The sequence below is a fragment of the Paracoccus sp. KR1-242 genome (assembly GCF_049446195.1).
In the GTDB taxonomy this organism is placed as follows: Bacteria; Pseudomonadota; Alphaproteobacteria; order Rhodobacterales; family Rhodobacteraceae; genus Paracoccus; species Paracoccus broussonetiae.
Window position 1 is genome coordinate 17,823 of record NZ_JBMSED010000009.1, and the last position, 13,437, is coordinate 31,259.

The 13,437-nt window shown below is 61.6% G+C and carries 9 protein-coding genes; 7 read left to right on the forward strand and 2 right to left on the reverse strand.

The genetic code is table 11. The annotated features are described in order from the left end of the window. Positions 1-386: 386 nt before the first annotated feature. The gene (locus ACO2Q4_RS14005) at positions 387-5,543 is read left to right on the forward strand and encodes a RecQ family ATP-dependent DNA helicase (RefSeq protein WP_423319959.1); all 5,157 of its coding nucleotides are present in this window, start codon (positions 387-389) and stop codon (positions 5,541-5,543) included. Between the two features lie 787 nt (positions 5,544-6,330). Here the strand turns inward: ACO2Q4_RS14005 and ACO2Q4_RS14010 are convergent. Then, positions 6,331-7,632: an NCS2 family permease gene (locus ACO2Q4_RS14010; RefSeq protein ID WP_311760840.1), complete on the reverse strand. Its 1,302-nt coding sequence runs from the start codon at positions 7,630-7,632 to the stop codon at positions 6,331-6,333. A 217-nt stretch (positions 7,633-7,849) separates the two neighbouring features. Here ACO2Q4_RS14010 and puuE point away from each other — a divergent pair, with 217 nt between their 5' ends. The 5 genes from puuE (at position 7,850) to ACO2Q4_RS14035 (ending at position 11,389) form a co-directional block, all read left to right on the forward strand. Next, positions 7,850-9,259: an allantoinase PuuE gene (puuE, locus tag ACO2Q4_RS14015; protein ID WP_423319961.1), complete on the forward strand. Its 1,410-nt coding sequence runs from the start codon at positions 7,850-7,852 to the stop codon at positions 9,257-9,259. 5 nt (positions 9,260-9,264) lie between these two features. Beyond that, positions 9,265-10,104, forward strand: coding sequence for a bifunctional allantoicase/(S)-ureidoglycine aminohydrolase (locus ACO2Q4_RS14020; RefSeq protein ID WP_423319963.1), 840 nt, complete (start codon positions 9,265-9,267; stop codon positions 10,102-10,104). Positions 10,105-10,153: 49 nt separating this feature from the next. Continuing rightward, entirely contained in the window at positions 10,154-10,687 is a 534-nt protein-coding gene (locus ACO2Q4_RS14025) for an RES family NAD+ phosphorylase (RefSeq protein WP_423319965.1), read from the forward strand. 142 nt (positions 10,688-10,829) lie between these two features. Further along, positions 10,830-11,198: a hypothetical protein gene (locus tag ACO2Q4_RS14030; RefSeq protein WP_423319968.1), complete on the forward strand. Its 369-nt coding sequence runs from the start codon at positions 10,830-10,832 to the stop codon at positions 11,196-11,198. Next, positions 11,195-11,389, forward strand: a complete 195-nt coding sequence (locus tag ACO2Q4_RS14035) for a helix-turn-helix transcriptional regulator (protein ID WP_311760835.1) — start codon at positions 11,195-11,197, stop codon at positions 11,387-11,389. The genes ACO2Q4_RS14030 and ACO2Q4_RS14035 overlap by 4 nt, the downstream gene beginning before the upstream one ends. A gap of 268 nt (positions 11,390-11,657) precedes the next feature. Here the strand turns inward: ACO2Q4_RS14035 and ACO2Q4_RS14040 are convergent, their stop codons facing one another. After that, positions 11,658-12,380, reverse strand: a complete 723-nt coding sequence (locus ACO2Q4_RS14040; protein WP_311760834.1) for an SDR family oxidoreductase — start codon at positions 12,378-12,380, stop codon at positions 11,658-11,660. A gap of 96 nt (positions 12,381-12,476) precedes the next feature. Between ACO2Q4_RS14040 and ACO2Q4_RS14045 the strand changes: the two genes are divergently transcribed. Next, positions 12,477-13,361, forward strand: a complete 885-nt coding sequence (locus ACO2Q4_RS14045) for a LysR family transcriptional regulator (protein WP_311760833.1) — start codon at positions 12,477-12,479, stop codon at positions 13,359-13,361. Positions 13,362-13,437 lie beyond the last annotated feature (76 nt).

The window sequence follows — 13,437 nt, forward strand, 5'->3', positions numbered from 1 at the left end:
TGGATTTATTCTTGGATGCAATTGGGGACTGTATTCGGAAACATGTGCGGGTGCGGGCCGTCCGATACATTCTTCTGACCATTGTCATCGCCTGCAGCGTTGCATGGATGGCCATAGAGTGGCTGCCGCGATTACAGTGACTGTCCGCTTCGGGGCTAAAGCGGAGATTCTAACAACCAGTTACCGCTACACCTCAAGTCCGCTCCAGGGCCAGCTGAGGACGCTCAGGTCGAACAGCGAAAATAGTCCGCACAGGCGCGGGTCTTCTCCCAGATGAGAAGGCACGTGAATCAGTATGACGGTGAGCGGAGGCAGCCTCGGCCTCGAGGCTGGTAAAGTGCGGCGAGCCATGCCTATGATCGCAAATCGGTAAGTTTTCGTTCTCAATGAAGAACTTCGACATGAACGATGCCGGGCGCGATCAAAGATCCATACCGCTCATCGAGCGATGCCTGTCTGTTGACCTGGAAGTCGATCCGACCCGCGCGCAGACATTTGCATTTGCCGCAGTGCGTCACTCGGACGATCAGAAAATCCTGTTCAAGAAAGGTGACCGGGAAGCGGCGCTAGATCGGTTTGAATTTCTGGCAACCGAAGCGGACTTTCTGCTTGGCCACAACATCATCCGCCACGATCTGCCGCATCTGGTAGCGATGCGCCCGCGCTTGGCCAAACTGGCACAAAGGCCTATCGATACGCTCTGGCTCAATCCCCTCGCGTTCCCGCGAAACCCCTATCATCACCTCGTCAAGCACCATCATGACGGCCGCTTGCAGGCTGGACATGTCAATGACCCGGAGCTTGACGCGCGGCTGGTGTTGACGGTGCTGGGGAACCAGATCGCGGCATTTGGCGCCCTCAACCGCGAAAACCCTTCCGCCTTGGCAGCGTATCACTTTCTGTCCACGTGTTCGCCGGACAGCAGCGGCTTCGATGCGCTGTTCACCGAAATTCGGCAGGCGCCTCGTCCTCACGCCGTCCAAGCAGAGAATGCCATCGGCGAACTTCTCGAAGGCAAGGCGTGCTCGTTCCGCTCCTTGCAGACGATCAACCGGCTGTCATCGCCGCAACTTGGTTGGCCGATGGCCTATGCCCTGTCCTGGATTTCGGTGGCTGGGGGGGATTCCGTCATGCCGCCCTGGGTCCGGGCCCAGTTTCGTGAAGCCTCGATGATCGTACGCCATCTTCGCGACCGCGCCTGCGCCGATCCGGCCTGCCATTGGTGCCGCGAGATGAGCGACCCGAAGCACGCTCTGTCCCGCTGGTTTGGCTTCGACGGTTTCCGGCCCGAACCAAAGGATGATGCCGGCGTTCCGCTTCAGGAACGCATCGTCGCCGAGGCCATGGCCGGGAAATCGGTCCTTGGCATCCTGCCGACCGGGACCGGCAAGTCTGTCTGCTATCAGATTCCCGCGCTCTCGCGGTTCGATAAGATCGGCTCGCTCTCGGTGGTGATCTCGCCGCTTGTCGCCCTGATGGCGGATCAGGTGCAGGGGCTCGTCCGGCATGGCATCAGCGGATGCGTCACCATCAACGGCCTTCTGTCGATGCCAGAGCGACAGGCAGCACTGGACCAAGTGCGCATGGGTGACGCCTCTATGCTGCTGATTTCACCCGAGCAACTTCGCACACCATCGGTTCGCTCGGTTTTGGCGCAGCGAGAGATCGGCTACTGGATTCTGGACGAGGCGCATTGCGTCTCGAAATGGGGCCATGATTTCCGCCCGGACTATCGCTATGTCTCGCGCTTCATCCGCGAGTTCTCGGGCGATCAGGATCCGGCGCCTGTGATCTGCCTGACCGCAACCGCCAAGCCTGAGGTCGTGCGTGACATTCGCGATCATTTCCAGTCGCGCCTTGGGGTGGACCTGCTGTTACTCGATGGCGGCGCCACCCGACACAACCTGCTTTTCGAGGTCCATGAGACCCATAGCAGCCGCAAGCTCGCAGACATCCTCGACACGATCGAAGGCGCGCTTCCGAAGGAAGGTGTATCCGGCGCAGTGGTCTATTGCGCCACCCGCCCCACAACTGAGCGCGTGGCCGAGTTCCTTCGGCAGCAGGGTCTGGACGCGGATTATTTCCACGCCGGGCTGACGCCCGAACGCAAGCAGGAGGTGCAGGAACGCTTTCGCATTGGCGACTTGCGCGTCATTGCCGCGACCAATGCCTTCGGCATGGGGATCGACAAGCCCGACATCCGGCTCGTGGTCCATTGCGATATACCGGGTTCGTTGGAAAACTACCTGCAGGAAGCGGGGCGCGCCGGACGGGACCGCGACCCGGCTGTCTGCGTCCTGCTCTTCAGCCACGAAGACGTCGAGCGGCAGTTTTCGCTGTCGGCCCGATCGAGGCTGGCCCGGCATGAGATCGGCGCCATCCTCAAGGCTCTGCGTCGTCTCGATACGCGCGGCAAGCAAAGCGGTGCAGTGGTCGCCACCACCGGGGAGATCGTCCGCGAGGAAACCGAAAGGGAGTTCGAGCGTGACATGACGACCGACGACACCCGGGTCAAGACCGCTGTAGCCTGGCTCGAGGAATCGGTCCTGCTGACCCGCGAGGAGAACCGGGTATCGGTCTTTCCATCCTCGCTGCGGATCCACAGCATGGCGGAGGCTGAAGCGATCCTCGCAAAGGCCGGGATCGCCAATTCTCGCCGCAAGCAGCTTTTGGATCTGGTGCGGCATCTGATGAATGCTTCACCGGAAGCCGGGGTCTCGACAGACGAACTTTCGGGTGTCAGCGGACTGAAGGGGGGGGCGCTGCGCAAGGCATTGTCCGATCTCGAGGCACTGGGGATCGCCACCGACGACACGAAGCTCACCGTCTTCGTTCATGTCGGCGGCGAGGATTCCTCGAGGCTGCGTTTCAGGCGGTCGTCCGCGCTGGAGACCGCGCTGATATCAGCCATGCGCGAGGCAGCACCCGATGCCGAGGACGGTGATCCACAACCCCTGAACCTCGCTGCGACCTGTCAGGCGTTGCGCGATGAAGGGCACGAGGGGGTCCGGCCTCATCTTGTCGAGGCACATTTGCGCAGCTTTGCCCAAGACGGGCGGGACGAGGATGGCGGTCGCGGCAACATCCATCTCCGGAAGGTGAACCGCAACACCTGCCTGGTCCGTCTGCAGCGGTCGTGGGATATGCTCTCGCTTACAGCCGAGCTGCGGCGTCGGGGCGCGGAGCTTCTGCTGCAGCATCTCGAAGGCCTGGTGAGCAAGGGGGCACGGGGCAAGGATATCCGTGTCGAATCCACCATGGGTAAGCTTCAGGCCGCGATCACCGGGGATGTGCTCCTGCGAGGTGCCATTCGCGACCCGAACAAGCTGATGGGCCGAGCGCTGATGTGGCTGCACGAACAAGGCACGGTGACGCTTGGGCGCGGCCTGACCATTTTCCGTCCGGCGATCACGGTTCACCTCAATCCCGGTGGAGGGCAGTTCACGCAAAAGGACTTCCTTCCCCTGGAAGAGCATTACGCGGAGCAGACCGTCCAGACCCATATCATGGCAGCCTATGCTCAACGCGGCCTGAGTTCGATGATCGAGGCCGAGGGGCTCGCTCATGACTATTTCCAGCTCGACAAGGAAAGCTTCCTCAAGCGCTGGATGCCAGATCGAGCCGGGGAGCTTCGGCGTCAGACAACACCGGAAAGCTGGCGCCAGATCGTCGAAAGTCTCGGCAATCCGGCGCAGTCCAAAATCGTTTCCGATGATCGCGAGCAAACCAATGTGCTGGTGCTTGCCGGGCCGGGTTCCGGTAAGACGCGGGTATTGGTGCACCGGATCGCCTATCTGATCCGGGTGCGGCGCGAGGATCCGAACGGCATTCTGGTTTTGACCTACAACCGTCACGCCGCGGTCGAAGTGCGCGAAAGGTTGAAGTCGCTGATCGGTGACGAGGCAAGCCGGGTCACCATTTCCACCTGCCACGCCCTCGCGATGCGCCTCGTCGGCGCAAGCTTTGCCGGGCAGGCGGAGGATGCCTCAGTCCCGCGGGATTTCGACAAGATCGTGCTGGAGGCCGTCAATCTGTTGAGGGGCGATGGGCTGTCCAAAACCGATGCCGAGGCGCTGCGTGAAACACTGATACAAGGTTACCGCTGGATTCTGGTCGACGAATACCAAGACATCGGACCAGAAGAATATGCATTGATTGCGGCTGTCGCCGGTCGGTCCATCGAAGACCCCGAACAGCGCCTCAGCCTTTTCGCAGTCGGTGACGACGATCAGAACATCTACGCCTTCGCCGGAGCTTCGGTCGATTTCATCCGGCGCTTCGAGGCGGATTATTCGGCGAAACCGGGCTATCTGACCGAGAACTACCGCTCCACTGCGGCAATCATCGAAGCGGCGAACCGCGTGATCGAACCGGCCGCTGACCGGATGAAAGCCGGGCATGACATCGTCATCGACCGGTCGAGGGCGAAGGCTGCAGCCGGCGGCACAATGCAAACAATCGATCCGGTCGCGCAAGGTCGTGTTCAATTTCTTCAGGCAGCAACGGGGCTAGACGCCCAAGCCATCGCCGCCGTTGATGAGCTGATCCGGTATTCCAGTCTCATCCCGGACTGGTCCTGGGCAAAGGCGGCGATCATTGCCCGCGAGTGGCGACACCTCGAACCAGTGCGAAGCTATTGCGAGGCCAAGGGCATCCCGGTCCAACTCGCCAGCGAGGCAAGGCCACCCTTCTGGCGGCTACGCGAGGTTCAAGTCCTCGTCGCCTTCCTGCGAACGGAACCGACAAGAATGCTAACGGTGAAAGCCATGCTGGACTTCGTCCGGACACAGTCACCGAACCGGTGGTGGGATCTGATCTTCGAGGCGGTGACTGCCATAGGTATAGAGCTTGCCGACAAGCCCGCGCCCGTCACCGATATCATCGAATGGCTTGCGGACTGGATGCGGGACGCGCGGCAGGACCAGCATGGGTTGCTTTTGTTGACCGCGCACCGCGCCAAAGGGTTGGAGTTTGACCATGTTGTGATCCTCGACGGCGGCTGGGACCGCACGTCAAAAGGGGAGGATCGCGATGCACCCCGGCGGCTGTTCTACGTTGCCATGACGAGGGCCAAGCGCAGTCTGGCCATCATGTCGGAGCAAGATCACCATCCGATCCTTCGGGAGGTCGCGGCCACCCTGTTACCCCGGTCGATCCAACGCAACTCAAATAGCGAGACCCTCGCCGGATTGAGATATCAGTGCATCGAACCGAAAGACGTGGATCTGTCTTGGGCAGGAAGATTGTCGGACAGCCATCCAGCGCTCCGGGCGCTTTCAGAAATGTGCACGGGCGACCTCGTGGATCTTGTCGATTACGACGGCCGCTGGATGATGACGAATGCAGCCGGAATATTCATCGGGCGGATGGCAAGGAGCTACCAGCCGCCAAGAGACCTAATGTTCGTCCGAGGATCAGCAGCGGCAATCATTCGCTGGCGCAAGTGCGACAATGGCGAGGAGTTTCAGGGCAGCATCAGACGGGACGCGTGGGAGGTCGTATTGCCCGAGTTTGTATTCGCCCAAAACCAGAGAAATGCTTGAGCAGTCGCTCCCGGCGTCCGTGATCAACCTTGCCGAGGGATACTTCGAGGTGCGCAAAGGGACGTTGCCGCCTGCCCGGCCGCTTGCGGTGCCCAACGTGTAACGTCGAACAGTTCCAACATATCGCTGGTCAGGAACCGGGTGCGCGCGGCGAAACCCCGAAACAACAAGCTCATGCGCGGGTGGCGCGCTTCGCCCTAAACAAGAAACTGAAATTGCGGTTAGGAGGTGAGTAACAAACTGCTTTCACAGATCCGTTACAAAGCAAGAGATATTTACCAACATCAATCGGCGGTCAGTAGACCGGCCGACGCAATGCAGTTCATGCAATGGACAAGAGCGGCTGTCATCCGTTGGCGTGGGTGAGAGCGCTCGGTGGTTCCATGGCATCTATAAAGCACGCGTTGGGGAGATCGCGCTTTCGAGCGCGAAATCACACCCAAACCCGTAGCCAGCGGCCCAAACGGTCAGTCTGCGCGTCGATCGTCCACCATCTTTCCCGATTATTTCACTTTAATTCAATTCTCTACGCCTGCGCACGTTATTGCTTTTCTGCGTAAGCTTTACCTTTTCCGAGCCTCAACTAGGCTTGCCAACATGTTGATTGGAAACAAGTTTCAAAAGCTACGAATCGGGTGCCGCAGAGTTCTTGCGCACTCATTTGCTTTCTTTGGCTCATAATGCCATCACAAAAAGGCCCGCCATCACGGCGGGCCTTTTCGGCTTTCTGGCAGTGTGATCCGCGGCTCTGCATCGCAGCGGGACGTGCAGAGCCTCGGTTCTCGCGTCACTCCATGAAGAAGGCGAAGCGGATCACGAACAGGCCCGCGACAATCCAGGTGGCCATGTGAACGTCCCGGACACGCCCGGTCAGCAGCTTGATGACTGCATAGCTGACAAAGCCAAGGGCCAGCCCGTTCGCAATCGAGTAGGTGAAGGGCATCATCAGCGCCGTCAGAACGGCGGGCGCGGATTCAGTGATGTCGTGCCACTCGATCTCTTCGAACTCACGCACCATCAGGCAGGCGACGTAAAGCAGTGCCGGCGCGGTAGCATAGGCGGGGACAGAGCCTGCAAGCGGGGCGAAGAAGATCGCCAGCAGGAACAGGCCCGCGACGACCAGCGCGGTCAGACCCGTGCGCCCGCCCGCCTGCACGCCAGACGCGCTTTCGACATAGGCAGTGGTCGAGCTGGTCCCCAGAACCGATCCGGCCAGGATCGCGGTCGAATCCGCCATCAGCGCGCGACCCAGGTTCGGGCTGGTATGGGTCGGCCCCTCGGACAGCAGGCCAGCGCGCTTGGCGACGCCGATCAGCGTGCCGGTGGCGTCGAAGACCTCGACCAGCACCATGACCAGGATCACGTGGAAGATCCCGACGGTCAGCGCGCCCCCGATATCAAGTTGCAAGAAGGTCGGCAGGATCGACGGCGGCATCGAGATGATCCCGCCGAACGGGCTGGCGCCGATTGCGATGGAAACGACGGTGATGATCAGAATCCCGATCAGGATCGCGCCGCGCACCTTCAGCGTGTCAAGCGCGGCAATGATGAAGAAGCCCGCCGCGGCCAGCAGCGTCGGCGTCTGGGTCAGGTCGCCCAGCCCGACCAGCGTCGCCGGGTTGTCGACGACGAAACCCGCCGTCTTCAGCGCGATCAGCCCTAGGAACATGCCGATGCCCGCCGCGATGGCGCTGCGCATCGATGCCGGGATCCCTGCGATCAGCCAGCGCCGGATGCCCGTGACCGACAGGAACAGGAATACCAGGCCCGAAATGAAGACCGCCCCCAGCGCCTGCTGCCAGGTAAAGCCCAGCGTCCCGACGACGGTAAAGGCGAAGAACGCGTTCAACCCCATGCCGGGCGCCATCCCGATCGGCCAGTTGGCCCAAAGCGCCATCACGGTCGAGCCGAGCGCGGCCGCAAGACAGGTCGCGACAAAGACAGCATTCCGATCCATGCCGGTCGTTGACAGGATGTCGGGGTTGACGAATATGATATAGGCCATGGTCAGGAACGTGGTGATCCCGGCGATCACCTCTGTCCTGACATTGGTCCCCTTGGCCGACAGGCCAAACTGGTTTTCAAGCATGTATCCTCCCACCGGCGGTTCGCCCGCCATGCGGGCACCTTAGGTTCAGCGGATTATCACGGGAATGCAGGCTCTGACGACAGAGTTTCAATGCAATATATACAAAAACACCATTTTCAACCGAATCTCGGGGTTGTTTATATGAAATGCACTCTTGCCGGATGCCCTCCGGGAATGGTGACTGCGCTGAGATCGGAATACCAGAAGGAAGCCAGTGATGCGATATAGCCGCGACATGATCGGATATGGCGAGAACGCCCCGGACCCCCGCTGGCCCGGCGGAGCGAAGATCGCGGTCCAGATCGTCATGAACTATGAAGAGGGCGGCGAAAACAGCATCGAGCATGGCGATGCCGCGTCCGAGGCCTTCCTGTCCGAGATCATCGGCGCCCAGCCCTGGCCGGGCAAACGTCACTGGAACATGGAGTCGATCTATGACTACGGCGCGCGCGCCGGGTTCTGGCGGCTTCACCGCATGCTGAAGGATATTCCCCTTACCGTCTACGGCGTCGCGACCGCACTTGAGCGCGCGCCCGAGCAGGTCGCCGCCATGCAGGCCGCCGGATGGGAGATAGCGACCCACGGGCTGAAATGGATCGACTATCGCGACATCCCCCGCGAGGTCGAGGCCGAGCATATCGCCAAGGCGGTCGAGCTGCACACCCGCGTCACTGGCGAGCGTCCGCGCGGCTTCTATCAGGGCCGCACTTCGATGAACACCGTCGAGCTGGGCTGCGAGGAAGGCGGGTTCGAGTACCTGGCCGACACCATCGCGGACGACCTGCCCTATTGGCAGGTCCACAATGGCAAGCCGCAGCTGATGGTGCCCTATACGATGGACGCCAACGACATGCGCTTCTCCTCGGGGCAAGGCTTCGGCACCGGGGTCGAGTTCTTCGACTATCTGCGCGACAGCTTCGACGTGCTTTATGCCGAAGGCCAGGCCGGTGCGCCCAAGATGATGTCCATCGGCCTGCATTGCCGCCTTGCCGGCCGCCCCGGCCGCGCCATAGCGGTGCAGAAATTCCTGGAACACGCGATGAAGCATGAGGGCGTGTGGTTCGCCAGCCGCCTCGACATCGCGCGCCATTGGGCCAAGGAGCATCCGTTCCAGCCCCGGCTTCGCCCGTCGCAGATGGACCGCGACGCGTTCCTGGCGAAATTCGGCGGCATCTACGAACATTCGCCCTTTATCGCCGAGCGCGTTTTTGACGGCGAGATGGGTGCGATCCACGACACCCCGCGCGGGCTGGCGGCGCGCATGGCGCAAGTCTTCCGCGGCGCCAGTGATGCCGAGCGGCTGGGTGTCCTGAACGCGCACCCCGACCTTGCGGGCAAGCTGGCGCTGGCCAAGCGGCTGACGGCGGAAAGCACGTCCGAGCAGGCCTCGGCCGGACTTGACGCGCTGACCGACGCAGAGCGCGAAGAGTTCCAGCGCGTCAACACCGCCTATGTCGAGAAGCACGGCTTCCCCTTCATCATCGCGGTGCGCGACCACGACAAGGCCGGCATCATGGCGGCGATGCAGGCCCGCCTTGCCAATGACACCCCGACCGAGCGCGGCACTGCCGAGCGTCAGGTCATGCGGATCGCCGAACTGCGGCTGATCGACGCCTTGAAAGGATGAGCGAGATGAACCACCATTCCCCGAGACCGAAGCCCAGCTATGCCGGGCCCTTCGCCGGACTGCCGCCGCAAAGCGACCTGTCGACCGACACTGCCGTCTTCACCGAGGCCTATGCCGTCATCCCCGCCAGCACGATGCGCGACATCGTCACCAGCTTCCTGCCGGGCTGGACGGGCATGCGGATGTGGGTGATCGCGCGCCCCCTGTCCGGCTTTGCCGAAACCTTCAGCCAGTATATCGTCGAGCTTCAGCCCGGCGGCGGATCCAGCCGCCCCGAACTGGACGAGGGCGTGCAGGCCGCGATCTTCGTCACCGATGGCGGGCTGCGGCTGACCATCGGCGGGCAGGTCCATGATCTTGAACCCGGCGGCTTCGCCTATATCCCCGCCGGCATGGACTGGTCGGTCGAGAACGGCACCGGCGTGTCGCGTTTCCACTGGTGGAGGAAGCGCTGGCAAGAGGTCGAGGGGCTGGAGAAGCCCGAGGTCATCGTCACCAACGAACGCGACATCGCCCCGATTGCGATGCCCGACACCGGCGGAAGCTGGGCCACGACCCGCTTCATGGACCCCACCGATATGCGCCACGACATGCATATCACCATCGTCACGCTGACCCCCGGCGGCTCGATCCCCTTTGCGGAAACGCATGTGATGGAACACGGGCTGTTCGTGATCGAAGGCAAGGCCGTCTATCGCCTGAACCGCGATTGGGTCGAGGTCGGTCCCGGCGATTTCATGTGGTTGCGCGCCTTCTGCCCGCAATGCTGCTATGCCGGCGGCCCCGGCAACTTCCGCTATCTGCTCTACAAGGACGTGAACCGCCACGCACCTCTGTGGCGTTGAAACGGGGCCCCTTCGGGGGCCCTTTCCTTTTGGCGCGAAGGTAGGGCAAGTGCGTCCGTACTGCCATCTCGCGCGCAAAAACTGGGGCCAATCCATGATAGCGGACCACGACGAGATGTTTCGTAATGTGAAGGGTGTGTTTTTCCGCGCCGTTGACGCGAATTACCTCGCCACCGGCCTGTCCGGGTCCAGGCGGGCGGGTCGTTATTCAAGGGCAGATCAGCCGACCCTTTACCTCAGCTCTTCGCCCGAAGGTGTGGAAGCGGCCATGATGGCACATGGGTCGGACCACGACCACCAGCGTCAACTCATCCAGGTTTCGGTAAGCGCGCATCGCATTCTGGACCTGCGCGACGAGCGTGCCCGCTTTCTGGCTGGCGTTACCCTGCAGGATGCCACCGCCCCCTGGCAGGAACTTGTGGCCGAAGGCAAAAGGCCACCATCATGGAACGTTAGGGACCGTCTTGTCCGCCTGGGTGCAAAGGGCCTTGTCGATCCATCGAGGAAAGCTCCGGGCCTTTGGCACCTCGTCCTGTTCGAATGGAATACTGAAGGAGCGGCGCAGGTTCGACAGATCGGCTAGGCGGAGGGCTGTCCGCGACGAGCCTCGGGTATGGCATCCAGGCGGGGCGTTCCAATTGTTTAGCCTGAAAGATTGTAAAGCAAGCTTGACATCGGTGAGGTTCTGGCAAATGTAAAGGTAGCTTTACTTTTGGAACCTGTTGATGCGCAGTCTTACCTTCTTTGTCTTCGGACTGACCGCCTATGTTGTGGTGCTCATCGTGTCGCAACGAATGCTTGCCAGTATCGGACCAGACAGCACAATAACCACGCTTCTGGCGGTGACACCGATCATCCCGGCCGTCTTCATTTGCGGGGTCGTGGTCCAGGCCATCCGCAACCTGGACGAGATGCAGCGGAAGCTGCAACTCGAGGCGTTGGCTGTAGCGTTTGCCGGGACGGCCTTGATCACGTTCGGCTACGGCTTTTTGGAAGGCAACGGGTTGCCTAAGCTCTCGATGTTCGCAGTTTGGCCGCTTATGTCAGCGTTGTGGTTCACTGGAGTAATGGTAGGGCTTTTGCGCCACCGATGAACAACCGCATTCAGGAATTGCGCCAGCTGCAAGGGTGGTCGCAACAGGATCTAGCGCTTCATCTCGGCGTATCGCGACAGACAGTCAACGCTCTCGAAAGGGGGCGTTACGATCCAAGCCTCCCTCTCGCATTCAGTATCTCGAAGCTGTTTTCCTTGAAAATCGAGGACATCTTCCAGCCAGAGCCCTGACCTCGACCAGTTTGCGATACCCTCGGCTTCGTCGGATCGGCCGAAGTCAGGGATGTCTTCGCCGCGGGACTAGTCCCCTTGCACGGCTTACCTGCGCATATGCCTGTTATCGCAACGGCGCGGACGAGGCCGCCATCGGCTTTCACGACGAGTTACTCGGCAGGAGTGCTGCACAAATCTTTGAAAGATCTCGTGTCTCGACATATCGGCGCTTCGTCTAGCAGCTCATGGGCGGTTGCCGCCTTGGCTTTCGTTAATGTCAAAGCCCTCATGCGACCCCTACCGGCGTCCGGGTCGGGCGCACCACGATCTCGTTCACATCGACATCTTCGGGTTGCTCAAGCGCAAAGCGCACCGCACCGGCGATCGCCGAGGGGTGCAGCGCAATCGCGCGATAGGTCTTCATCCCTTCGGCTGCGATCGGATCGGTGATCGTGTCGGCCAGCTCGCTTTCCACGACGCCCGGATGGATGCAGGTCACCCGCAGATCCGCATGTTCCTGCCGCAAGCCGTCCGAAATCGCGCGCACCGCATATTTCGTTGCGCAATAGACCGCCGCGGTGGGCACGACGGACAGCGCGCCGACCGAGCCGATGTTGATGATATGCCCAGATTTCCGCGAAACCATATCGGGCAGAACCGCAGCGATGCCGTAAAGGACGCCCTTGATGTTGACCTCGATCATCCGGTCCCATTCCTCGACCTTCATCGACGCCATCAGCGAAAGCGGCATCACGCCGGCATTGTTCACGATCGCATCGACATGACCCCAATCGTTCCGGGCGGCATCGGCGAAGGCCGCCACATCTTCGCGGCTGGTAACGTCAAGCGCGCGGTATCGCACGTTACCGCCAAGCTCTGCCGCCAATGCGGCCAGCCGGTCGATGCGCCGTGCGCCGATCATCAGCTTGGCGCCGGTTGCCGCCAGTTCGCGGGCAATGCCTTCGCCAATGCCGCTGGATGCGCCGGTAATCAGAATGACCTTGTCCATCTTCGTCTCCTTGTCTGTGTGAGACCAAGGATAGACGGCGCGTGCTGTCGACGGTATTTGTCGCGTCCTGACTGCAGTGTCCAGCTAGGCTAACCAATGGATGATCTCAATCTCCTGCGAATGTTCGTCACGGTGGGCGAGGCCGGGAATTTCCGCGAGGCGGCCGACCGCCTTGGCGTCACCCGCTCGGCCGTCAGCCAAGGTGTGCGGCGGCTGGAGGATACTTATGGCACCGCGCTGTTTCACCGCACGACCCGAAGCGTGCGCCTGACCGAGGCCGGGGCGGCGCTTCAATCCACGCTGTCCGGGCCGCTGGCCGAGATCGTCGGGGCGCTGGAAATGCTGGGCGATACGCCGCGGGGCACGCTACGCATTGCCGTTGCCTCGATCGCCGAGCGGTTCCTGTCCGGCCCGCTGCTCGCAAGCTTTGTCGACGCCCATCCCCAGATCGCGCTGGACGTGACGGTGACCGATGCAGAGACAGACATCGTCGCTGGCGGGTTCGACGCAGGCGTGCGTTTGGGCGAGGTCATCGCGCAGGACATGATCGCCGTGCCGGTGACCGGCCCGCAACGGCAGGTCTGCGTGGCAACACCCGGCTATCTTGCCGCGCATGGCACGCCAGCGCACCCGCGCGACCTGATCGCCCATCGTTGTATCGGCTGGCGCCCGGATCCCTCCGTCGAGCCCTATCGCTGGGAATTCGAGGAGGGCGGTCGCGCCTTTTCCGTGGCGGCGCCCCCGCATATCACGACAAATGACATGCAGCTTATGATCCGCACGGCCCTTGCCGGAGGTGGAATTACCTTCGGGATGGAGGAGACATTCCGACCGTGGATCGATAGCGGTGAGTTCGTCTCGCTACTCGACGACTTCCTGCCACCCTTTGCGGGCTTCTATCTGTTCTTTCCCAGTCGCCGAAACCTTGCCCCAAAGCTCCGTGCGATGATCGACCACGTCCGGCGCTTTCGCGCGGTCTAGCGAAATAAGCGTTCCGGCGGTCGGTGGTCAGGGGCAGGCTATCTGAGCGTGTGGGCACCTGGGGTCATAGCGTCCG

What these genes read in the sequence shown, in the direction of transcription:
- ACO2Q4_RS14005 (WP_423319959.1), top strand. Translation starts at nt 387, where the DNA reads ATGAAGAACTTCGACATGAACGATGCCGGGCGCGATCAAAGATCCATA.
- ACO2Q4_RS14010 (WP_311760840.1), bottom strand. Translation starts at nt 7,632, where the DNA reads ATGCTTGAAAACCAGTTTGGCCTGTCGGCCAAGGGGACCAATGTCAGG.
- puuE (WP_423319961.1), top strand. Translation starts at nt 7,850, where the DNA reads ATGCGATATAGCCGCGACATGATCGGATATGGCGAGAACGCCCCGGAC.
- ACO2Q4_RS14020 (WP_423319963.1), top strand. Translation starts at nt 9,265, where the DNA reads ATGAACCACCATTCCCCGAGACCGAAGCCCAGCTATGCCGGGCCCTTC.
- ACO2Q4_RS14030 (WP_423319968.1), top strand. Translation starts at nt 10,830, where the DNA reads ATGCGCAGTCTTACCTTCTTTGTCTTCGGACTGACCGCCTATGTTGTG.
- ACO2Q4_RS14035 (WP_311760835.1), top strand. Translation starts at nt 11,195, where the DNA reads ATGAACAACCGCATTCAGGAATTGCGCCAGCTGCAAGGGTGGTCGCAA.
- ACO2Q4_RS14040 (WP_311760834.1), bottom strand. Translation starts at nt 12,380, where the DNA reads ATGGACAAGGTCATTCTGATTACCGGCGCATCCAGCGGCATTGGCGAA.
- ACO2Q4_RS14045 (WP_311760833.1), top strand. Translation starts at nt 12,477, where the DNA reads ATGGATGATCTCAATCTCCTGCGAATGTTCGTCACGGTGGGCGAGGCC.